Here is a 20,540-nt window from a genome sequence, read left to right on the forward strand (position 1 = left end):
CCGGTTGGAGCGCCTCGTACAGGCTCGACGCCTCCAGCCGGCCCGCGTTGCCGCTACCGCTTCGCGTCGGCCTGCTCGATTCCGTTGCATGAGATCAGCATCGTGTAGGGCCGCGCATTGCCCGCGATGTCTGTGGTCTTGATCTCGCCTTTCGGTTCGGCAGTCTGGTAAGGCACCACGGAGTTGTCGAGGAAGTCGCGCAACGCGCCGGTCTTGATCGCGAAGTTGATGTTTTCGGGGATGTTGCCGGTCGCAGCGGCCATCCGTAATCCGTCCAGCTTTCCCGTAACGACGCCAACGATCTGCCCGGTGGTGTCGAACAGCGGGCCGCCGCTATTGCCGGGCTGCACCGGCGCACTGATTTGCAGGAAACGCGAATCGTTGCGCATGCCGCTGAGCGAGCTGACGATGCCGGTCGTGACGGTGAAGTCCGAAGTCAGCAGCCCATGGAAGGGAAAGCCGATCGCGACGACGGAATCGCCGGAGCGGATCGAGCGGTCGCGGATCCGGGCGAACTCCTTGAACATGGTCGTCGACGGCGCCTGCAGCAAGGCGAGGTCGTTGTTGGCGTCGCTCGACACCACGCGCAAAACCATTCCGGCTTCGCCCGTGAGATTGCCCTTGATGTCGCCGACGCAACCATTGATCACATGGTTATTGGTGACGACGTGTCCGCTGGCACTCACGACGAACCCGGTGCCGCTCTTGGCTCTGGCAGGTTTGCTGCCGTTGGCTGGCGGTCCCTGCTTGTCCGGCGGTGGCTGCGGCTTGGCGGCGATCTTGGTGAAGTCGCCGGCCTTGTCGAGCCCGTCGGCTTTCACCTTGGTGACGCAATTGGCCAGTGCCGCAATCACGGGCCCGGCCGAGGTCAGGTCGAAATTCAGCACGGTGCGGCCGCTCGTCGCGACCATCAGGCTTGCCTTCTGAAACGTTCGTACCACGTTGGCAGGCATGACGGAGCTGAGCATGTTCGTCTGGTTGGCCGTGGCGAACAATCTGGCTTGCTCCTGTCCGTCAAAGATGACGTCGATCGCGGCATTCTCGCCCTGCTTGAAGCGGTAGCTGGGACTGGCAAAGCTCAAGATCCACGAGCCCCCAGCATTCTGGCCGACGACGAGAATGACGCCGTTGGCATAAGGCGCCGTCGCGGCACAATGCGAGAAGGCTCCCGTTTCGTCATTGCTGAACGCGCCGCCGACCCAGTTGCCGATTTTGACGCTGCCGAATGGGCCGGCTGCCTGTGCTGCGGTGACGACGCTCACCTGCAATAATGACGCAACGATGAATGGCTTAAGCCACATACTCTCCCCCCAGCGCGTTCGCGCGCATCTTATCTGCGGGAGGACGTCTCGCGCAACCGGCAGTTGTCTGTTGAGGACGGATCCTCTCGGGCGACCTTCGGGACTTGCCTTTACTTTGCAATCCGATATACTTTGCGGTACAAAGTAACGGACGGATAGACCCAGCAGGGATAGGCGGAGCGAGGTTTTGGCGTTGCCAATGCGCGATCTCGACAAGGCACTGGCCGACATCGTGGCGATCCGCAGCCAGATTGCGGCAGGCACGGCATTTCGCGGTTACGGCCCGGCGACGATGGCCGCGACCGGCGCGGTCGCGCTTCTCACCGCGATCCTGGAATTCTGGCTGCTTGGTGATGCCACCAGCGAACCGCTCGGCTTCTTCTTCGGCTGGTTCATTGCCGCCGCGCTCTCCGGCCTGATCATCGGCATCGAGATGCGCGCGCGTTCGCGCCGCCATCATTCGGGCCTCGCTGATGCCATGATCCACCAGGCTGTCGAGCAATTCCTGCCCGCTGGCGTTGCCGGTGTGCTGCTTGCGGTGGTGATGTGGAAGTTCGCGGGCGAAACGCTGTGGCTGCTGCCGGGCCTGTGGCAGATCCTGGTGTCGCTCGGCATTTTTGCCTCCGTCCGTTCGCTGCCGCGCACCGTGGCGCTCGCCGGCGCCTGGTATTTCATATCCGGCTTTGCGGTGGTGGTGCTCGCGAGCCAGACCCATACGCTGTCGCCATGGACCATGGGCCTGCCCTTCGTGATCGGGCAATCGGTGATGGCGGGCATTCTGTATTTCGCATCGGGAGACCATGATGTCGAAGATTGACAGCGCACCCTTCTCTTATGAAGGACTGGACCGCGTGATCCACGAGAAGGCGAGGCTCGGACTTCTGACCTCGCTGATGGCGCATCCGAAAGGTCTGGCGTTCGCCGATCTCAAGCAGCTCTGCGGCCTCACCGACGGCAATCTCAGCCGGCATCTCGCCGTGCTCCAGGAAGCCGGCCTCGTCGAGGTGACCAAGGGCTATGAGGGCAATCGCCCGCACACGACCTGCCGCCTGACCAAGGGCGGCCGCCGCCGCTTCCTCGACTATCTCGCCGTGCTCGAACGCCTGGTGCGCGACGCAGCCAAGGCTGCCGGCCGCGAGGCGGCGCCGCTCGGCCGTCTCGGTATCGTCTCGACCTGATCCTCCCCCTTTTTTGACCGGAGACTTTGCAATGCAAAGTGACCTTGTGTCCCGCAACGAGAAGCTTCACGTCGGCATCATCATGGATGGCAACGGCAGATGGGCGACGCGGCGCGGCCTGTCGCGCGTGCGCGGCCATGAGGCCGGCGTCGAGGCGATCCGCCGCATCGTCGAGGCCGCGCCCAAGCAGGGCATCGGCACGCTGACGCTCTACGCCTTCTCGACCGACAATTGGCGAAGGCCGAAGGCCGAGGTCGCCGCGCTGATGACGCTTCTGAGATTCTACCTCGGCAACGAGGTGCAGAGCCTGGTCAAGAACGGCGTGCGCCTCACCGTGATCGGCCGGCGAGACCGCCTGCCCGACGGTATCGCCAATACGATCGCGCGCGCGGAAGATGCCACCGCGCACGGCGGCACGCTTCATCTGCGCATCGCCGTCGACTATTCCGCCCGCGACGCCATCCTCAACGCGGCGGCGAAGGCGGCGGCGCTGACGAGTCTCACCCGCGAGGCGTTCTCGCAGCTCGTCACCGGCGAGGCCGGTTTGCGCGACGTCGACCTCATCATCCGCACCTCGGGTGAGAAACGGCTGTCGGACTTCCTGCTCTGGGAAGGTGCCTATGCCGAGCTGCACTTCACCGAGCGGATGTGGCCCGAATTCGACGCGGGCGATCTCGCTGCGGCCCTGGCCTCCTTCCACGGCCGCGAGCGTCGCTTCGGCGGCCTCCAGGCGATCGTGCCGGAGGAGGTGCCTTCACTCTCTCGCGTGTGACGCCCGGCACCGAGCAACGAACTGTTCGTTTTCGGCCGCAAGATTGGCAGCACCGTCCAAGCGGTAAGCGCGCCGTCTCGGCTAGGTGTGCATTCGATGCAACCTGCCGAGAGCCGCGCGCATGTCACAGCCGTTGCTGGATGCCATTGTCGAGTCAGCCGAAGGCAACGCCACGCTTCGTATCAGGCCGGCCAGCGCGTCCGATGTCGAGATCCTCTCGATCTATTTCACGAGCCTCTCCACGACATCGCGCAACAAGCGCTTCATGGGCGCGCGGGCGGACTTTGCTGATCGCGGCCGAATGCGTCGCCAAGACCAGCAATCCCGGTCATTTCACCCTGCTCGCCGAGATCAGGCACGAAGGGCAGGGCACGATCATCGGCGAAACCAGATACGCCTACGATGCGGCTGCACGGCATGGTGATTTCGCCATCTCTGTTGCCGATGGCTTTCAGCGCCAGGGCGTCGGCCTCCAGATGATGACGGCGATGGAGAGGCACGCGAGCGATCTCGGTCACGAGATGATTGCAGCCGAGACCGCGCGCGTGAACGCCGAGATGCGCGGTCTTGCGAAGAAAGCGGGGTTCGAGGACACCGGTCTCGGAGACTGGCAGTCGGTCCATCTCGCGAAGCGTCTGTCGCGATAGCCGGGCTTGCCGCGAACCGAGCAAGCGCGACCGAAGTCGGCGGACGTGGCGGAGCTGGACCCGAGCGTCGAATTCTGGTGTCGTGGCACACCCTCAATCGCGTGTCTCCCAATGACCTCCTTCAAGACCATTCGTGCGCGCGCCGAAAAACGCAAGGGCGGGCCCAAGGCGCTCGAAAAGCTGATGCCGGAAAAGCCCGACCTGAAGGGCCTCGCCAAACGCGGCGACGACCGCATCCTCGCAGAGATGACGAAGCGTGTGTTTTGCGCGGGCTTTGCCTGGAGCGTGATCGAGACGAAATGGGACGGGTTTGAAGACGCCTTCCTGCGTTTCCAACCGGCCAAGCTCACCTTCCAGCCGGAGGATTATTGGGAGGACCTGCTGCGCGACGCGCGCATCGTGCGCAACGGTGCCAAGATCATGTCGGTGCGCGACAACGCGGCCTTCGTCCAGGAGATCGCAAGAGAGCACGGCAGCTTCGGCAGGTTTCTGACGAAGTGGCCGCCGTCCGACCAGATCGGCCTGCTCGAGCTTCTAAGCAAGCGCGGCAGCCGTTTGGGTGGCAATACCGGCCAGATGCTGCTGCGGTTCGTCGGCTGGGACGGCTTTGTGACGTCCAGGGACGTCGTGGCCTGCCTGCGCGATGCCGGTCTCGACATTGCCGAAGAGGTCAAGTCGAAGGGCGATCTCGCCAAGGTGCAGGCGCAGTTCAACGCCTGGGCCGAGGAGACCGGGTTGTCCTACACATATCTGTCACGCATCTGCGCGCTCTCTGTTGGCGAGAACAGAAGCGAGTAACGAATTCGGCTCTTGAAATCAGCTCTTGGAATTTGGCTCTTGGGATGTTGAATCATGTGCATCCTGTGGCGATCTGGTGCCGCAAGCGCGGCAGACGCGACGCGCGATCACGAAATGCATTTCTCCGGAACATTTGTGCGCAGCACCTGTTCGGGAGATTGGACCAGGCGAACATCAGCGCAGGGAACGCCCGCTCTGGCTCAGCTCAGTGAAACCGACGTGACAGAAACGGAGCAGCTCATGAAGCTCACATCCGAACAGGTGAAGCAGACCGTCAACCAGCTCGGCGCTCAAGTGCTGCCCGACGAGCATCCCGCCATGCCGCAGCTCAACAGCATGTTCGGCGAGCACACTTTCTTCGTCGATGAGACGGGGCTGAAGGTCGTCGAGCCCACGGCGCCGCCGGGCACCGAGCGCCAGAGCGGCGAAGTCGTCAGCCTCGCCGATTGGGGCGATTCCGAGCTGACCCGCCTGATGGCACACGAGCCCGAACCGACGGGCGTGATCGTCGTGTTCGAGCACGTGAGGCATTGATCGGGCCCCAGCGGAGCGACCTTGGGTGGCAAGTCTGAAAACCCGCCACCGTAGATTCGCGTTGCGAGCGCGCTCTACGTGGCTGTCTGCGTCCGCCGAAAGCCCGTCGGTTTGGTTCAGATGCCGAGAGTCAGCTGCGGCGGCTCCGCATCGTCCCCGGCTTGGAGCGAAGACAGCGAGACCCCCAGCAGCCTGACGCTCTTGGGCAGCGGAATCTCGACTTCGAGCAGGCCGCAAGCCAGCCGCTCAAGATCGTCCCGGCCTGCAACCGGCGAAAGAGCGGACCTGCTGCGCGTGATGATCTCGAAGTCGGCAAACTTGATCTTCAAGGTGACGGTGCGGCCACGGCTGCCCGTCGCCTCGCAATGGCGCCACACCTTGTCGACGAGCGGCTTGAGCTCGGCGACCAGCGCGTCGAATTCGGTGAGATCGCTTGAGAACGTGGTCTCCGCGCCGATGGACTTGCGGACCCGGTTGGCCCGGACCGGCCGTTCGTCGACACCGCGCGAAATCCAGTAGTAATAGGCGCCCGACTTGCCGAAATTCGCATTCATGAACTCCAGCGTCTGACGACGAATATCGAGACCGGTGAACATGCCGAGCGCGTTCATCTTCGCACCCGTGGCCGGGCCTATCCCATGGAACTTTCCGACCGGCAGGGTCTCGACGAAGGCGGGTCCCATCTCCGGTGAAATCACGAACTGACCGTTGGGCTTGCGATGATCGGAGGCGAGCTTGGCCAGGAACTTGTTGTAGGAGATGCCGGCCGAAGCGTTGAGGCCCGTCTCGGCCTTGATCCTCTCGCGGATCCTGAGCGCAACATCACGCGCCAGCGGGATGCCCTGCAGGTTTTCCGTCACGTCGAGATAGGCCTCGTCGAGCGACAACGGCTCGATGAGCGGGGTATGCTCCGCGAAGATGTCGCGGATCTGCCTAGAGATCGCCTTGTAGACCTCGAAGCGCGGCTTGACGAAGATCAGATCGGGACATTGTCGCTTCGCCGTCACGGATGGCATGGCAGAGCGAACGCCGAACTCGCGGGCCTCATAACTGGCGGCCGCGACGACGCCACGTTCCGCGGAGCCTCCGACGGCGACCGGCTTTCCGCGCAGTTCCGGATGATCGCGTTGTTCCACGGACGCGTAGAAGGCATCCATGTCGATATGGATGATCTTGCGGACGGGCGAAGCTTCGCCGGTCGCCGTGTCGGATTCGCTCATGGCAAGATGATACAATCGAGCGATGAGAAGCGCGAGGTGGGTGTGGTTCAGCGCTCGAGACAGGCTGGCCGCCGCTCCGGGATGTCCCACTTCATCAAAAACAATCTCAGGCTTGTGAGTGGCCAGCATGGCCACGCGCTCTAATATGAGGCTGCGGAGGACAGCCCATGCAATACAGCTCCGAACTCATTCGAACGATGCGTCAGGCGCTGGAGGCCGTGATGGCCAGCGTGCCGCCCGATCAGTCGGTGTTCGGCCTGAAGGCGGCGGTCGCCGAATGCATCCTGAAGGCGGCCGCACACGGTCAGACGTCCTACGACGGACTGGTCACGTCGGCTTCCGACCAGGTTCAGGCGATCATCTCGATGCTGAATTGAGGTGGGCTTGCGCCGAGCAGGCGATGACCTGAGCGGGCGGGGTAACAACGCAAATCGGGTGAGGGTGCCTCCAGCGCGCACTGGAGGAGACTGGCGCACCCGACACGATTCGAACGTGTGACCTTTGCCTTCGGAGGGCAACGCTCTATCCAGCTGAGCTACGGGTGCTAGTCGAGGTTCATTTAGCCGATTGGCGGAGGGTGGGCAACCGCTTCCGCCGGCTTCGTCCAGGCTGATTTGGGCTAGGCTGATTTACGAGTCGCGCGGTCAGGAACCGGCACGCCGTCCCGCCCGAGCTTGGCGAACTCGGCGAGCAGCCGTTCGGAGCACATGACGCGGTTGCGGCCGAGCCGTTTGGCCGCATAGAGCGCCTGGTCGGCCGCGCCCAGCAGCCGTTGGGGGCTGTCGTCGGTTTCGTCCGGAATGTGGCTGGCGACGCCGACACTCAGGGTGACGTGCTCGCCGGCCCCGATGGCGCCGTGGGTGACCCGCAAGGCCATCACCGCGCAGCGGATTTCGTCGGCGATGGCGCAGGCGGCATCGCAACCCATGTCCGGCAGGATCAGCGCGAATTCCTCGCCGCCATAACGGCTGGCGAGATCGAGCGGGCGCACGGCATACCGGCTGACGACGGACGCGACCGCGCGCAGGCATTCGTCGCCGCTCTGGTGGCCGTGGCGGTCGTTGAACAGCTTGAAATGATCGACATCGACGAACAGCAGCGCCATGGGCTTCTGCGTCCGCTGGGCGCGGGCCCATTCACTCATCAGCATCTGGTCGAACGCGCGGCGGTTCGACAGGCCGGTCAGCCCGTCCTTGGTGGCAAGCTCCTTCAGGGCCATCTCGGCGCGCTTCTGGTCGGTAAGGTCGCGCAAAGTCTCCACCACCGCGATCAGATGGCCGGCCTCGTCGTGAATGGGGCCGGCGTCGATGGCGAGATAGAGCTGGCTGCCGAGCTTCGGCATCACGCACCAGTTCTCGGCGCTGAAGCCGAGCCCGTTATGACCGCGCGCGGCATATTCCGAATAGAACTCCGGCAGCTGTTCCGGGCGGTCGAGCGCGACGAGGTCGGCGAGGCAAGGGCGCCTGGTCTCGTAGAAGGCCTGCCAGTGCTTATTGGTGCCGATCACTTCGGAGGCGGCGACACCGGTCAGCCGCTCGCAGGCTCTGTTCCAGATCACGACGCGGCGCTTGGGGTCGATCACGAAGGTCGGCACCACCAGATGCTGCATCAGCCGCACGGCATAGGAATCCGCAACGTCGACCGTCGTGGCTGGCGTTTTCCCCGGCTTCGCCATCTCAGGCCACCGCCGCCACCGGCAAGGCATGGCTCGGACCGAACAGCTTTCGCACTTCGCCGGCCGGCTTCGGTCTGCTGAAGAGATAACCCTGCATCTCCGTGCAGCCGAGCGCACGCAGCATCTCGCGCTGCGCCTCGGTCTCGACGCCCTCCGCGACCGTGGTCATGTTGCTGGCGGCGGCGATGTTCACCACCGCCTGCACGATCACGGGCGCGCCGCTCGTCTCGGCGATATCAGCGACGAAACAGCGGTCGATCTTGATCTTGTCGAACGGAAAGCGCTTCAGATAGCTGAGCGAGGAGTAGCCGGTGCCGAAATCGTCGAGCGCGATGCGCACGCCGATGGCGCGGAGCTGGTGCAGGATCGAGAGCGCCGCCTCGTCGTCGCGGATCAGCACGGCCTCGGTGATCTCGAGCTCGAGCCGGGAGGGGGCAAGTCCGGAAGCGGCGAGCGCGCCGGCGATCCGCAGTGCCAGCGTGTCGCATTTGAGCTGCACCGGCGAGACGTTGACCGCGACACGCACATGCGCCGGCCAGGTCGCGGCCTCGTTGCAGGCCATGCGCAGCACCCAGTCGCCGAGCTCGTTGATCAGGCCGGTGTCCTCGGCAATCGGAATGAACTCCGCCGGCGACACCATGCCGCGCTCGGGATGCCGCCAGCGCAGCAGCGCCTCGCAGCCTGTGACCTCATTGGTGCGCAAGTCGACCAGCGGCTGATAGTGGATCTCGAAACCGCCGTTCACCAGGGCCTGCCGCAGATCCTGCTCCAGGCTCAGGCGCGCCTTGGCGCTCGCATCCATCTCCGGCTCGAAGAAGCGGTGAGTGCGGCGTCCTCCGGCCTTGGCGCCGTACATCGCGAGATCGGCATTCTTGATGAGCTGGTCGAGATCGGTGCCGTCCTGCGGCGCCATCGCGATGCCGATGCTGGCGTCGGTGGAGAGCTGATGGCCGAAGCAGTGATAGGGCCGGCGGATCGCCTCGAAGATCCGCGTCACGAATGACACCACGTCGGCGGACGACTTGATGCCGGTCTGGATCACCGCGAATTCGTCGCCGCCGAGCCGCGCGATCAGGTCGTCCTGTCCGAGGCAGCCGCGGATGCGGGCGGCGATTCCCTTCAACAGCTCGTCGCCGACGTGATGGCCGAGCGAATCGTTGATGCCCTTGAACTCGTCGACGTCGATATAGAGCAGCGCGAACTGACTGCCGCCGCCGACCTTCTCAAGTTCGCGCTCGATCTGCTCGCGGAATAGCGTCCGGTTGGGCAGGTCGGTGAGCGCATCGTAATGCGCCATATGCGCGATCTTTTCGTCGGCGCGCCGTCGTTCGGTGACGTCCTCGACCACGTTGATGAGGTAACGCGGCTCGCCGGAATTGTCGCGGATCCCGATCCGGGTCGAGGTGATGTAGCGCATCCCCTTGGCCTGGCTCTGCCAGGCATGTTCGTCTTTGAACAATCCCTCGGTCATCTGCAGCGCCTTGCTGTCGTCGTCGGTGACGACTCTGGCGGAGGCATCCGGGTAAATGTCGAAGGGAGTCTTGCCAACGATGTTTTCACTCGATTGGCCGAATTGCTCTTCGGCGGTCCGGTTGACGAGCAGATATTGCCGCGTTTGAGCATCCTTCACCGTGATCTGCGATGGGATGTGGTCGATGATCTCGCGTAGGAACATGTAGTTGCGGTCGCGTTCCTGCTCCAGATTGCGGCGTTCGGTGATGTCTTCGATCGTGGCCACCCACCCGCCCTGCGCGAGTGGGGTGTTGATGACCTGGAAAGCGCGGCCGCTCGGCAAGTGATGGCTTCTGGTGGAGACCGTGCCCTCCGCGACGATCCTCATGACGTCGGCGCAAAATGCCTCGACATCGCCTTCGAACGCGCCGCGCTCCTTGCGATGATACATCGCCTCGCGGATGTGACAGCCGGGCTTGATGACGTCGTGGGAGAGGCCGAACATGTCGGCGTAGCGGCGGTTGCAGGTGACGATGTATCCGGCTGCATCGTACAGGATCAACCCTTGCGACATGTTGTTCAAGGCGGTGTCGAGCCGCCCTCGCTCCGCTTCCAGCCGCTGCTGCGCCTCCCGATTCTGACGGCTGATCTGGCGAACTATCAGGAACAGGATCAGCGCAATCACAGTCGCCGAAAGCGCGGCGGTGGTGACCATGAAACCGGTCTGCTGCCGCCAGTCGGCCAGCGCCGCGCTCGTGGTGTTGGTCGCGACGATGACCAGCGGGAAATGCGAAAGCGAGGCGCCGGAGCCGAGGCGCTCGTCGCCGTCGATCGGGCCCCTGACGCGCAGGGTGTGCCGGCCACCTTCGGCCAGCATCTTGCGCATCAGCGGCGCGTCCTTGAAGTCCCTGCCGATCAGCTCTTCGACATGCGGGTAGCGCGACAGCATCTTGCCATTGCGGTCGAACAGCGAGATCGCCGTGCCCTCCGCAAGCGCAACGGATGCGAAATAGTTCTGGTAGCTGTCCGGATCGATCCGGCGGACCATCGTGCCGAGGAAGCTGCCGTCCACGCCGTTCAGCCGACGCGCGACAATCGTGGTCCATTTGCCGATGATGAAACTGCGGACCGACTCCAGAATTACCGGTTCGGCCATCGGATCGGATTTGAAGGTCTGGAAGTAGGCGCGCGAGGAGATGTTGATCTTGGGCAGCGGCTGGGCTCGCGACCAGTTGATCAGTTCGCCATCGGCATCGTAGATCGCGATGTCGCCGAGATAAGACACCGAGCTGATCTTGCTCCGCAGCATCTGGTTCGTCGCAGGTCCGGACATGCGCTCGCGGAACATCGCGGCGGAACTGATCTCCGGCAGGTTCATCTGCCCGATCACATCGGCGGCGACGACGTCCGCATCTTCGAATTGCTGATCGAAGTGCCGCGCGATCAGCTGCACGGTATTTTCCAGCTCGCGCTCGCGGTTGGCCAGGGTACGTTCGCGAAATTCGCCGACGGCCATGGCGGTCACGGCGAAGATCCCGGCGACCAGCAACACGCCGCACAAAGTGAGCCACAGCACCGGTCCGCGCCGAATGGCTGCCTCCCAGCCGTGCTTCGCGGCTAGGAGCATTCGTGACGCAATCTCTGCAAAGACCTGGCGCATTCCCTCCCCCTGGAAGGACAGGAATACACCGCACAAATGGCGTAAAGCTTAGGAAAGCCAGTTACCTGGGCGTTAATCTCGTTGCGAGAATACGGTTGCGCCGAGCGAGCCGCCGCGCTGCATCATGAATCGCGCGTTAACGCGCGCTGCCCGCACTCTTGTGGTCGCCGGCACTGCGCAGCCGTCCCACCACGCCGGTCGGAAAGAAGTAGACGCTGGCGATGAAGAGCAGCCCGAGCCACAGCAGCCAGCGATCGGGATGCAGCAGCCCTGGCAGCAGCGGCAGGCCGGCTTCCGAGGCCGCCTTGGAGGCGACGCCCATCAGCGCCTGCAGATAGTTCTGGGCGAGGATGAAGATGGTGGCGCCGATGATCGCGCCGTAGATCGTGCCCATGCCGCCGATCACGACCATCAGCAGGATGTCCAGCATGATCGAGAAGCTGAGCGAGGTATCGGGACCGGCATAGCGCAGCCACAGTGCATTGAGAATGCCGGCGCCGGCGGCGACCAGTGCGGCGATGCAGTTGGCGTAGCTCAGGTGGAAAACGGTGCGGAAGCCGAGCGCCTCGGCGCGGAAGCGGTTTTCGCGGATCGCCTGCAGCACGCGCCCGAACGGCGAGTTCACCACCCGCAGCAAAGCGAGGATCATCAGGGCCGAGACGGCGAACACCAGATAGTAGGTCAGGAGGCGGCCGTTGACCTCGAATCCCAGCACGTTCTTCGAGATCAGCACCGTGCCGGGCCTGAGCAGCTCGGGCAGCTGAAAGCTGCGCCCGTCTTCGCCGCCGGTCAGCCAGGACAGCTGCGAGGCCAGCACCTGGAAGGCGGATGCGACCGCGAGCGTGATCATGGCAAAGAAGATCGCGGCAACCCGCAGCGAGAACAGTCCGATCGCAAGCGCAAGCAGCGCGGCAAGCGGCAGGCCGACCACGATGCCGGTTGCGACCGCGCCCCAATTCGGGCCCATCCCGTACAGCGCGATCGCGATCGCGTAGCTGCCGATCCCGTAGAACATGGTGTGTGCGAATGACACCGAGCCGGTATAGCCGAGCAGGAGGTCGTAGGAGGCGACCAGCGCGGCGAAGACGCAGATCTTGGCCGCGACGTTCAGCGCCTTCGCCCCGGGAAACAGGAACGGCGTCGCCACCAGCGCCAGGATGATGAGGACGAGAACGAGCGTGAGCACGCGGCTGCGCGGCGGATCGCCTGACAGGATCATCATCGGCTGGTCACCGCATAGAGGCCGCGCGGCCGCCACATCAGAATGGCGACCATCAGCAGGATATTGGAGACGAGGGCGAGCTTAGGCACCAGGAAGCCGCCGTAATTGGCAATCATCGCCACCAGGATCGCGCCGATGAAGCAGCCGCCGATCGAGCCGAGGCCGCCGATGATGACGACGATGAAGATCAGGACGGTGAGGTCGTCGCTCATGGAGGCGTGGACTTGCTCGCGATACAGCGCCCACATCACGCCGCCGAGGCCGGCGAGCGCCGATCCCGTCATGAACACGCCGAGGAACAGACGGCGAATGCGATAGCCGAGCGCCTCGACCATCTCGCGGTTCTCGACGCCGGCGCGGATCAGAAGGCCAAGCTTGGTTCGGTTGAGCACGAGCTGGATCGCGATGAAGACGGCGAGGCCGATCAGCGTCGCCAGCACGCGGTATTTCGCGATCGCGACGTCGCCGAGGATGAAGGAGCCGCGCAGCGACGTCGGCAGCGGCGTCGGGATGATCTGCGGCCCCCACACCGCATAGAGCGTCTGCTCGGCGACGATCAGGCCGCCCGTCGTCATCAGGATCTGCTTCAGATGCTGACCGTAGACGGGCAGGATCAGCACCCGCTCGACAACCAGCCCGAGCGCGCCGGATACCGCCATCGACAGCAGTGCCGCCGGCGCCAGCACCGCGAGGTTAGTCCACAGTGAATCCGCCTGGAGGGAAGCGGCGAACGGCGCCAGCACCAGGGTCGCGACATAGGCCCCGACCGCGATGAAGGCGCCATGGCCGAAATTGAGCACGTCCATCAGGCCGAACACGAGCGTCAGGCCGGAGGCCATGATGAAGATCATCATGCCCATCGCGAGGCTCGCGGCCGTCAGCGTCAGCCAGGTGCTGGGCGAGCCGATCAGCGGGATCATCACCAGGGCGACCGCGATCGGCAGCAGGATCGGCGCGATGTCGCGCTTCGGCTTCGGCAGCGGATCGGTTGCGGCGAGCTCGGTCATTGATGCGTCTCCAGGCTCAGGCCGAGCAGCCGCTCCTGCAGCGGCACGTCTGAGGCCAAGGCCGCCATCTCGCCGCGATGAACGATGGTGCCGTTGTCCATCACCAGCACGTTGTCGCCGAGCTCGCGGGCGGCAAAGAAATTCTGCTCGACCATCAGGATCGTGGCGCCCTTGCGCTTGATCTCCTTCAGGCACTCGATCAGCGCCATCACGATCGCCGGCGCCAACCCCTTGGTCGGCTCGTCGATCAGCAGGAGCTTGCGGGGTTCGATGATGGCGCGGGCAATCGACAGCATCTGCTTCTGTCCGCCCGAGAGACTTCCCGCGCGCGACAGCCAGAACCGGCGCAGCGCGGGGAAGAAGCCAAAAATCCAGTCCAGCTGGGCGTCGTCGAGTGGTCCGTCGCGCGCCGCCAGCACCAGATTTTCCTTCACCGTGAGGTCCGAAAACACCGCCATGCTCTCCGGCACGTAGCCGACGCCGAGCCGCGCGATGTCGGGCGTCGCACGGCTCTCGATGCGCTCGCCGGCGAGGCTGATCTCGCCGGAGGAGGCCTGCCAGAGGCCCATGATGGTGCGCAACGTCGTGGTCTTGCCGGCGCCGTTGCGGCCGAGCAGCATCGTGGTCTGCCCCTGCGCGACAGCGAGATCGATGCCCTGGAGGATGTGATAGCGGCCGATATGAGTGTGAACACCGGAGAGCCTCAACAGATCGGTCATGCTGCGCTCCCTCCAGCCGTCTTCCCTTCAACGTTCTTTGGCGCGACGCCGAGATAGGCTTCCTGCACGATCGGTGACGCAATCACCTCGGCAGGCCTGCCGTCCGCAACAAGCTGCCCGTTATGCAACACGATGATGCGGTCGGCGAGCGATCGCACCACGTCCATCTTGTGTTCGACCAGGAGAATGATCCTGCTTTTGTCCTGCTTGAGCTGCGCGATCAGGTTCAGCACGACCGGCACCTCGTCGATGCTCATGCCCGCGGTCGGCTCGTCGAACATGAACACCTTTGGCTCGAGCGCCATCATCAGCGCGACCTCGAGCTTACGCTGATCGCCATGCGACAGTGCGGTCGCGGCGACGCCACGGCGGCCGCCGAGCGCGACCTGATCCAGGATAGCATCGGCGCGGGCGATCAGATCACGGCGGACCATCCAGGGCCGCAACATGTCGTAGTGAGTGCCGTTGGCGGCCTGCACCGCGAGGCGGACGTTTTCCTCCACCGACAGATTCGGAAAGAGGTTGGTGAGCTGGAAGGCGCGCCCCAGGCCTGCGCGCGTCCGCATCGGCGCGGAATGCTGGGTGATGTCGGTGCCGTCGAACAGAATGCTGCCGCTCGATGCGCGGAGCTGGCCGGAGATCAGGTTGAAATAAGTGGTCTTGCCGGCGCCGTTCGGGCCGACGATCGCGGTGAGTTCGCCCGGGCGGAAGCTGCAAGTGACGCTGTTGACCGCGACATGGCCGCCGAAGCGGATGGTGAGGTCGCGGGTTTCGAGGGTCAGCGTCATGGCGGATCTGGCAAATGATGAGAGGAGAATTTGTCCGCGATCAGGCTGCGCTCCCTCTCCCGCTTGCGGGAGAGGGTGGGAGAGGGTGTCTCCTCAGGCGAGAACCCCAAGAGGACAGAGCCTTCTCCCGGCCTCTCCCGCAAGCGGGAGAGGTGAAGGAAGAAAGATCAGCGCTTGTTCTTGATCGGAACGTCCATGTCTTCGATCTTCAGTTCGCGCACCGGCTCGAGCACGGCCCAGGCGACATTCGGATCGACCTTGACCTTGAAGTGATACATGCTCTGCAGCGCCTGATGGTCTTCCTTGCGGAACATCATCTTGCCCTTCGGCGTGTCGAACTCCAGGCCTTCCATGGCCGTGATCAGCTTCTCGGTGTCGGTCGACTTCGCCTTGGTGACGGCGGCGACGACGGACATCGCCGCAGCGAATCCGCCCGCGGTGAAGAAGTCCGGCGGCGCGTTGAAGCGCTTCTGGTGCTCGGCGACGAGCCAGTCATTTACCGGGTTCTTCGGGATCGCGTAGAAATAGTAGGTCGCGCCTTCCATGCCGGGCAGGCCCTTATAGGCAGCGAGCGCCGGCAGGATGTTGCCGCCGGTGGACAGTTCGATGCCGTAGCGCTTCGGATCCATGTCCTGGAGTTTCGCCAGCGGATTGCCGGCGCCGGCCCAGATCACCCAGATCACCTTGCGGCCCGGCTTGTCCTTCAGCGCGTCGAACAGGCGCTGGCCGACCGCGGTGAAGTCGGTGGTCGAGGTCGGGGCATATTCTTCGGCGGCGAGCGTCGCGCCGGTCTTGCCGAGCGCCTCCTTGAAGGCGGCGACGCCGTCGCGGCCGAAGGCGTAGTCCTGCGCCAGCGTCGCGACGGTGACGCCCTGCTTGCCGATCGCGACCGCGTTCGAGATCGCGTCCTGCGACGAGTTGCGCGCGGTGCGGAAGATGTAGCGATTCCACTTCTCGCCGGTAATCTGATCCGCGACCGCGGGCTCGACGATCAGGATCTTCTTGTTTTCCTCGGCGACGGGCAGGATCGCGAGTGCCGCGGCCGACGAGGTCGTGCCGATCGCGATGTCAACCTTGTCGTCCTGATAGGCTTCCGCGAGCGCGGCCTTGGAGAGATCCGGCTTGCCCTGGTCGTCCTTGGTGATGACGACGATCTTGCGCCCGTCGAGCGTCATGGTGCCCTTGGTGGCGTATTCAAACCCCATCTGCAGGCCGGTCTCGGTCTGCTTGGCATAGGCCTCGAGCGGGCCGGTCTTGCCATAGATCAGCGCGATCTTGAGATCGTCGGCCTGTGCGGAGGTGCCCGCGGCGAGGGCGAGGATGGTTGTTGTTAAGATGAGCGATCGGCGCACGATGGTCCCTCCTGATGAGTTCTTTGGCCATAGCGATTTGCACAACCGTGCGGACATTGCAATTCCACCTTCCGGCGGACCACGCGACGGGCATGTGTGATATTGTCCGGCCCGGCCGCGCCGGATCGCTTCTGCCGAGGAAATCGGCAGATGCAATTGTTGACCTCACCCGTGGAACGGGTCGCTCAGGCTTTGCAAAGTAACGATCAGGCCGGGGGTTACCGTCGGTATCCGTTCGCGCGGGAATAGCCCTGCCGGTTCTGCTGCGTCGAGCGGTTTGTGACGCTGGCGCGTGCTTCGCTGGAGACGGGCGTTGCGAGCTTCAGCTCCTCCAGGAAGATCGGCCGGGAGAAATAATAGCCCTGCGCGTAACGGATCTTGGTCGCAGCCTGGAGGTAGGCGAGCTCCTCGTAGGATTCGATGCCTTCGGCAATCACGGTCATGCCGAGCGCTTCGCTCAGGGATTCGATCGCGCGCAGGATGCCCTGGTTGCGCGGACGCTTATGGATATCGGTGATGAAGGAGCGGTCGATCTTGATCTCGTCCGCGGTGATGTCGGCCAGCGCCGAGAGCGAGGAATAGCCGGTGCCGAAATCGTCGATCGAGATGGCGACGCCGAGCTTGCGGAACATCGGCAGGATCTCGGCCTGGAAATGATTCTTGGCGACGAAGGCGTCTTCCGTCACCTCGATCATGAAGCGCTGCGGAAAGCCGGTGTAGTCGAGCGCTTGGGCAAAGCTGCGCATGAACTCCGGGTTGCCGGCCTGCTTGGCCGCGACGTTGATGCTGATGGTCGCTTCCGCACCGAACGTCTCGTTGATGAGGTCGATCGACTTGACGATCTCGGCGAGCACGAGATGGGTCAGCTCGTCGATCAGCCCCAGCTCGGTGGCAAGATTGATGAACGAGCCGGGCGCCTGGATCACGCCCTCGTCGTCGCGCAGCCGCACCAGGGCCTCGATGCCCTTCACGTCCTGCGTGCGGATGTCGACCTTGGACTGGAAGGCGCAGCAGAAGCGCTTCTCCAGGATGGCCTGCCGCAGCGACTGCTCGATCTTCATCCGCGCCAGCGCCTCGCGTTCCATGCTGGAATCGAAGAAGGCCGCCGATCCCTTGCCGTCATTCTTGATGCGGTACATCGCGATGTCGGCGTTCTGGCGCAGTGTCTCGAAGCTGCTTCCGTGATCGGGGTAGAGGCTGATGCCGACGGAGGTTGAGGCGAACACTTCCGAATTGTCGATGAAGAACGGCGCCGTCAGCCGCTCCAGCGTCGACTGCATGAATTCGGCGACTTCCTCCTGGTTCTGGATCGGCGATAGCAGCAGCAGGAATTCGTCCCCGGAGATGCGCGACAGCATGTCCGAGTCGCGCAAGCCGCGTCCAAGCCGCTTCGACAGCTCGACCAGCAGGGCGTCGCCCACGGCGTGGCCGTAATAGTCGTTGATGTGCTTGAAATTGTCGACGTCGAGAAAGGCGAGCGCAAAGCGATCGCCGGTGCGACCCTGCGCGAGCAGGCTGGTGGCGCGATGCTCGATCACGCGTCGCGAGGGCAGGCCGGTCAGATCGTCGAAATAGGCCGAGCGGAACAGCTGGTCCTCGAAATTCTTCTGCTCGGTGATGTCGGAGGAGGCCGAGATCAGCAGCTCGCGTCCGTCGAGGCGGACCGGACGATGGGTGGTCAGCAGCACCTGGCGTGCGGCTCCGTCGTGGAGCGCTTCCTCGGCGACGACCGCCTGGCCGGAGCTCAGGGCCTGCCGGCAGGCTTCGAGGCGCGACGCGAGATCGCGCGAGGGGCGGCTGCCGTCCATGCCGAGCTGGGCAGCCGCGACATCGTTGACCAGGAGAAGTTCGCCTTGCGCGTCCTGCACGGTCAGGCCGGCAGGCAGCATTCTAACGATTTCCTTGAGAAATCCGAGTTCGGCTTCGCTCGCGCCGGAATATTTGTTGTCGTTCATAGAAGTCATGAATCTTGTTGTTTCAGCGCGCCTTTGCAATGGCCGCGATCTTGCGCGGTTCCCTCTTAAGTTTGGTTAAGGGGCCCGGAGAATTACGGTGGTGTTTTGCGGCGATGCGACGCGCGCAGCCTATCGTCATTAACAGGGCGTCAACGCGTCCGGTGAAACCGCGAACGACGCGCGCGAACGGGTTTCGTTGGCGCCGCGTCTAACCGTCCTTGGGGATACGGCATTGCATGGTGCAATGAAGTCCGGTCCTGAGATAGGAGACCTCCGTCTTGCCGTCGAAGGCCGACAGCGCCGACTTCAACAGCTTGGTGCCGAAACCCGGCTCGGAGATCTTGTCGACGCTCGGACCCTCGGTTTCATCCCAGGTCACGGTCAGGCGATCGTCGCTGACGGTCCATGACACCTGCAACAGCCCGCGCGGCGCGGAGAACGCGCCATATTTGCCTGCGTTGGTGGCGAGTTCGTGAAACATCAGGGACAGCGTGACCGCAAGTTTCGGCGGCAGGAACAGCCGGTCGCCGTTGAGCGTGAAGCGGACATGGCCGTAAGGGCCGAGCTCGGAGATCAGGAGGTCGCGAATGTCGCAGCCGGCCTTGTCGATCCGTGAGATCAAATCGTCGGTCGCGGCAAGCGACCGCAGCCGCGGATCGATCCGGGCCCAGATCTGCGGCTGATCGTGCAGCACCTGATGCAGCACGGCATGCACCGTCGACAGCTTGTTCTTCAGCCGGTGCTGGAGCTCGTCGACCAGCAGCTTGCGGTAGTCTTCTTCCTCGATCAGGCGTCTGGAAATCCGCCGCTGCTCGACGAGGAGCGAGCGATAGTGCTCGACGCCCCAGATGGTGAGCGCGCAGACCGCCCAATAGAGCGCCAGCAGGGCGAATCGCGCGTTATCGGCAAAGGCATCGCCGAAATTCACGACGACGCCGAGCACGCCGCCCACCAGCGCCGTGATGATGCCGATGCGGAAGCCGCCGAACGCGGCTGCAAAGAACACGGCCGGGAAATACGGCGTGAAATAGACGTCGGGCCGCACATGGGCGAGGGCCCAGCGCGCCAGCGTCGCAACCAGCAGGCAGGCGACCGCAAACGCAAGGCTCAGGCCGAGCGACGGCGGTGCCACGCCCTGCCAGCCCTTGCGGAATTCGTCGATCAGCTTCCCCATGCGCAGTCCGGTCGCGATATCCGTTCGACAATCGAGCGATCGCCAGGAATGTTACGCATGTCGCCGGCCCCAAGCAAAGCTTGCCTTGTCGGAAGCCGGCAGGAATAGTGCCTGCCGCGGCGCCGACCGTCGCGGCGCCGTCGTCGATCGGTGTCCGCCATTTGGCGTCAAGGGGTTCGAAAACAGGGACATTCCATGGGCAGGCTGGATGGCAAGGTCGCGGTGATCACGGGCGCGACGAGCGGGATCGGGTTGCGGACCGCAGAAGTCTTCGTTGCCGAAGGTGCCAAAATTGTGATCGCGGGCCGGCGCATACCGGAAGGCGAGGCCCTGGCGAGCAGCTCGGGGCGAATTGCGTCTTCCGCCAGACGGATGTGACGGCCGAAGCGCAGATGCAGGCGCTGATCGCGCTCGCGGTGGACAAATTCGGCCGCATCGACTGCCTGTTCAACAATGCCGGCGGTCCGGCGCAGACCGGCGGCATCGAAGGCCTCGAGGTCGAGCGCTTTGACGCGGCGATGGCGACCCTGCTGCGCAGCGTCATGCTCGGCATGAAGCACGCCGCGCCGCACATGAAGAAGCAGGGATTTGGCAGCATCATCAACAATGGCAGCATCGCCGGCCGTCTTGCCGGCTTCTCGTCATCGATGGTCTATGGTGCAGCCAAAGCGGCGGTGATCCATCTCACCAAATGCGTGGCGATGGAGCTCGGCGAATCCAACGTCCGCGTCAACTCGATCTCGCCCGGCGCCATCGCGACCGGCATTTTCGGCAAGGCGCTCGGGCTTTCGACCGACGCGGCGGAGAAGACGCCGGCCGTGATGCGCGAGGTCTACAAGACCGCGCAGCCGATCCCGCGCGCCGGCCTTCCCGATGACATCGCCCATGCTGCGGTGTTCCTGGCCAGCGACGAATCCAGCTTCATCAACGGCCATGACCTCGTCATCGACGGCGCGATGACCGGCGGCCGCAACTGGAGCCAGCAGCAGCAGGGCTACGTGGCCTTGCGCAAGGCGTTCGATCAGGGGGCCGGGTAGTTTTCGTCATTGCGAGGAGCGAAGCGACGAAGCATTCCGCAGAGGAAGT

General features: G+C 64.0%; 18 protein-coding genes, 1 tRNA gene and 1 pseudogene. 8 read left to right on the plus strand and 12 right to left on the minus strand.

What is annotated here, in order from left to right:
- Positions 1-53 precede the first annotated feature (53 nt).
- Positions 54-1,301: a S1C family serine protease gene (locus ACFQX9_RS08520; RefSeq protein ID WP_377787873.1), complete on the minus strand. Its 1,248-nt coding sequence runs from the start codon at positions 1,299-1,301 to the stop codon at positions 54-56.
- Positions 1,302-1,500: 199 nt separating this feature from the next.
- On the opposite strand from ACFQX9_RS08520, the gene ACFQX9_RS08525 reads away from it, so the two are divergent.
- The 6 genes from ACFQX9_RS08525 to ACFQX9_RS08550 all read left to right on the plus strand — a co-directional run bounded on the left by ACFQX9_RS08525 (position 1,501) and on the right by ACFQX9_RS08550 (position 5,230).
- Positions 1,501-2,118: a hypothetical protein gene (locus ACFQX9_RS08525; RefSeq protein ID WP_018455854.1), complete on the plus strand. Its 618-nt coding sequence runs from the start codon at positions 1,501-1,503 to the stop codon at positions 2,116-2,118.
- The gene (locus ACFQX9_RS08530; protein ID WP_377787752.1) at positions 2,105-2,479 is read left to right on the plus strand and encodes a transcriptional regulator; all 375 of its coding nucleotides are present in this window, start codon (positions 2,105-2,107) and stop codon (positions 2,477-2,479) included. The genes ACFQX9_RS08525 and ACFQX9_RS08530 overlap by 14 nt, the downstream gene beginning before the upstream one ends.
- Before the next feature lie 31 nt (positions 2,480-2,510).
- Positions 2,511-3,251: a di-trans,poly-cis-decaprenylcistransferase gene (locus ACFQX9_RS08535; RefSeq protein WP_377787755.1), complete on the plus strand. Its 741-nt coding sequence runs from the start codon at positions 2,511-2,513 to the stop codon at positions 3,249-3,251.
- A gap of 284 nt (positions 3,252-3,535) precedes the next feature.
- Positions 3,536-3,898, plus strand: coding sequence for a GNAT family N-acetyltransferase (locus ACFQX9_RS08540; RefSeq protein WP_377787758.1), 363 nt, complete (start codon positions 3,536-3,538; stop codon positions 3,896-3,898).
- A 111-nt stretch (positions 3,899-4,009) separates the two neighbouring features.
- Complete coding sequence (locus ACFQX9_RS08545) at positions 4,010-4,696, plus strand: DNA-3-methyladenine glycosylase I (protein ID WP_018455857.1); 687 nt, start codon at positions 4,010-4,012, stop codon at positions 4,694-4,696.
- 240 nt (positions 4,697-4,936) lie between these two features.
- Positions 4,937-5,230, plus strand: coding sequence for a hypothetical protein (locus ACFQX9_RS08550; RefSeq protein ID WP_007598221.1), 294 nt, complete (start codon positions 4,937-4,939; stop codon positions 5,228-5,230).
- 116 nt (positions 5,231-5,346) lie between these two features.
- Here ACFQX9_RS08550 and dinB read toward each other — a convergent pair whose 3' ends face one another.
- Complete coding sequence (dinB, locus tag ACFQX9_RS08555) at positions 5,347-6,450, minus strand: DNA polymerase IV (RefSeq protein ID WP_377787762.1); 1,104 nt, start codon at positions 6,448-6,450, stop codon at positions 5,347-5,349.
- 167 nt (positions 6,451-6,617) lie between these two features.
- On the opposite strand from dinB, the gene ACFQX9_RS08560 reads away from it, so the two are divergent.
- On the plus strand, positions 6,618-6,827 hold the full coding sequence (locus ACFQX9_RS08560) for a hypothetical protein (RefSeq protein WP_007598219.1): 210 nt from the start codon (positions 6,618-6,620) through the stop codon (positions 6,825-6,827).
- A 91-nt stretch (positions 6,828-6,918) separates the two neighbouring features.
- On the opposite strand, the gene ACFQX9_RS08565 is transcribed toward ACFQX9_RS08560, so the two are convergent.
- From ACFQX9_RS08565 to ACFQX9_RS08610, 10 genes are all read right to left on the minus strand, one after another.
- Positions 6,919-6,995, minus strand: a tRNA-Arg gene (locus ACFQX9_RS08565).
- 74 nt (positions 6,996-7,069) lie between these two features.
- Positions 7,070-8,125, minus strand: coding sequence for a diguanylate cyclase (locus ACFQX9_RS08570; protein WP_377787765.1), 1,056 nt, complete (start codon positions 8,123-8,125; stop codon positions 7,070-7,072).
- Between the two features lies 1 nt (position 8,126).
- Entirely contained in the window at positions 8,127-11,237 is a 3,111-nt protein-coding gene (locus ACFQX9_RS08575) for an EAL domain-containing protein (protein WP_377787768.1), read from the minus strand.
- Between the two features lie 136 nt (positions 11,238-11,373).
- Complete coding sequence (locus ACFQX9_RS08580; protein WP_377787771.1) at positions 11,374-12,459, minus strand: branched-chain amino acid ABC transporter permease; 1,086 nt, start codon at positions 12,457-12,459, stop codon at positions 11,374-11,376.
- Positions 12,456-13,466 carry a branched-chain amino acid ABC transporter permease gene (locus tag ACFQX9_RS08585; RefSeq protein ID WP_247295907.1) on the minus strand — a complete coding sequence of 337 codons (1,011 nt, stop codon included), beginning with the start codon at positions 13,464-13,466 and terminating at the stop codon, positions 12,456-12,458. Before ACFQX9_RS08585 ends, ACFQX9_RS08580 begins: the two co-directional genes overlap by 4 nt.
- On the minus strand, positions 13,463-14,185 hold the full coding sequence (locus ACFQX9_RS08590; protein WP_018455863.1) for an ABC transporter ATP-binding protein: 723 nt from the start codon (positions 14,183-14,185) through the stop codon (positions 13,463-13,465). Before ACFQX9_RS08590 ends, ACFQX9_RS08585 begins: the two co-directional genes overlap by 4 nt.
- On the minus strand, positions 14,182-14,973 hold the full coding sequence (locus ACFQX9_RS08595) for an ABC transporter ATP-binding protein (RefSeq protein WP_085349747.1): 792 nt from the start codon (positions 14,971-14,973) through the stop codon (positions 14,182-14,184). Before ACFQX9_RS08595 ends, ACFQX9_RS08590 begins: the two co-directional genes overlap by 4 nt.
- A gap of 167 nt (positions 14,974-15,140) precedes the next feature.
- On the minus strand, positions 15,141-16,325 hold the full coding sequence (locus tag ACFQX9_RS08600; protein WP_204513081.1) for a substrate-binding domain-containing protein: 1,185 nt from the start codon (positions 16,323-16,325) through the stop codon (positions 15,141-15,143).
- A 218-nt stretch (positions 16,326-16,543) separates the two neighbouring features.
- Positions 16,544-18,280 (minus strand): bifunctional diguanylate cyclase/phosphodiesterase, encoded by a 1,737-nt coding sequence (locus ACFQX9_RS08605; RefSeq protein ID WP_204514042.1) that lies wholly within the window; start codon positions 18,278-18,280, stop codon positions 16,544-16,546.
- A gap of 208 nt (positions 18,281-18,488) precedes the next feature.
- Positions 18,489-19,454 (minus strand): sensor histidine kinase, encoded by a 966-nt coding sequence (locus ACFQX9_RS08610; RefSeq protein ID WP_085349750.1) that lies wholly within the window; start codon positions 19,452-19,454, stop codon positions 18,489-18,491.
- Between the two features lie 195 nt (positions 19,455-19,649).
- Here ACFQX9_RS08610 and ACFQX9_RS08615 point away from each other — a divergent pair.
- Positions 19,650-20,491 (plus strand): annotated as a pseudogene (locus ACFQX9_RS08615) (SDR family NAD(P)-dependent oxidoreductase).
- The last annotated feature ends 49 nt before the right edge of the window (positions 20,492-20,540 follow it).

It is taken from the genome of Bradyrhizobium sp. GCM10028915 (assembly GCF_042666195.1).
GTDB classification, from domain to species: Bacteria; Pseudomonadota; Alphaproteobacteria; order Rhizobiales; family Xanthobacteraceae; genus Bradyrhizobium; species Bradyrhizobium canariense_D.

What these genes read in the sequence shown, in the direction of transcription:
- ACFQX9_RS08520 (WP_377787873.1), bottom strand. Translation starts at nt 1,301, where the DNA reads ATGTGGCTTAAGCCATTCATCGTTGCGTCATTATTGCAGGTGAGCGTC.
- ACFQX9_RS08525 (WP_018455854.1), top strand. Translation starts at nt 1,501, where the DNA reads ATGCGCGATCTCGACAAGGCACTGGCCGACATCGTGGCGATCCGCAGC.
- ACFQX9_RS08530 (WP_377787752.1), top strand. Translation starts at nt 2,105, where the DNA reads ATGTCGAAGATTGACAGCGCACCCTTCTCTTATGAAGGACTGGACCGC.
- ACFQX9_RS08535 (WP_377787755.1), top strand. Translation starts at nt 2,511, where the DNA reads ATGCAAAGTGACCTTGTGTCCCGCAACGAGAAGCTTCACGTCGGCATC.
- ACFQX9_RS08545 (WP_018455857.1), top strand. Translation starts at nt 4,010, where the DNA reads ATGACCTCCTTCAAGACCATTCGTGCGCGCGCCGAAAAACGCAAGGGC.
- ACFQX9_RS08550 (WP_007598221.1), top strand. Translation starts at nt 4,937, where the DNA reads ATGAAGCTCACATCCGAACAGGTGAAGCAGACCGTCAACCAGCTCGGC.
- dinB (WP_377787762.1), bottom strand. Translation starts at nt 6,450, where the DNA reads ATGAGCGAATCCGACACGGCGACCGGCGAAGCTTCGCCCGTCCGCAAG.
- ACFQX9_RS08560 (WP_007598219.1), top strand. Translation starts at nt 6,618, where the DNA reads ATGCAATACAGCTCCGAACTCATTCGAACGATGCGTCAGGCGCTGGAG.
- ACFQX9_RS08570 (WP_377787765.1), bottom strand. Translation starts at nt 8,125, where the DNA reads ATGGCGAAGCCGGGGAAAACGCCAGCCACGACGGTCGACGTTGCGGAT.
- ACFQX9_RS08575 (WP_377787768.1), bottom strand. Translation starts at nt 11,237, where the DNA reads ATGCGCCAGGTCTTTGCAGAGATTGCGTCACGAATGCTCCTAGCCGCG.
- ACFQX9_RS08580 (WP_377787771.1), bottom strand. Translation starts at nt 12,459, where the DNA reads ATGATGATCCTGTCAGGCGATCCGCCGCGCAGCCGCGTGCTCACGCTC.
- ACFQX9_RS08585 (WP_247295907.1), bottom strand. Translation starts at nt 13,466, where the DNA reads ATGACCGAGCTCGCCGCAACCGATCCGCTGCCGAAGCCGAAGCGCGAC.
- ACFQX9_RS08590 (WP_018455863.1), bottom strand. Translation starts at nt 14,185, where the DNA reads ATGACCGATCTGTTGAGGCTCTCCGGTGTTCACACTCATATCGGCCGC.
- ACFQX9_RS08595 (WP_085349747.1), bottom strand. Translation starts at nt 14,973, where the DNA reads ATGACGCTGACCCTCGAAACCCGCGACCTCACCATCCGCTTCGGCGGC.
- ACFQX9_RS08605 (WP_204514042.1), bottom strand. Translation starts at nt 18,280, where the DNA reads ATGAACGACAACAAATATTCCGGCGCGAGCGAAGCCGAACTCGGATTT.
- ACFQX9_RS08610 (WP_085349750.1), bottom strand. Translation starts at nt 19,454, where the DNA reads ATGGGGAAGCTGATCGACGAATTCCGCAAGGGCTGGCAGGGCGTGGCA.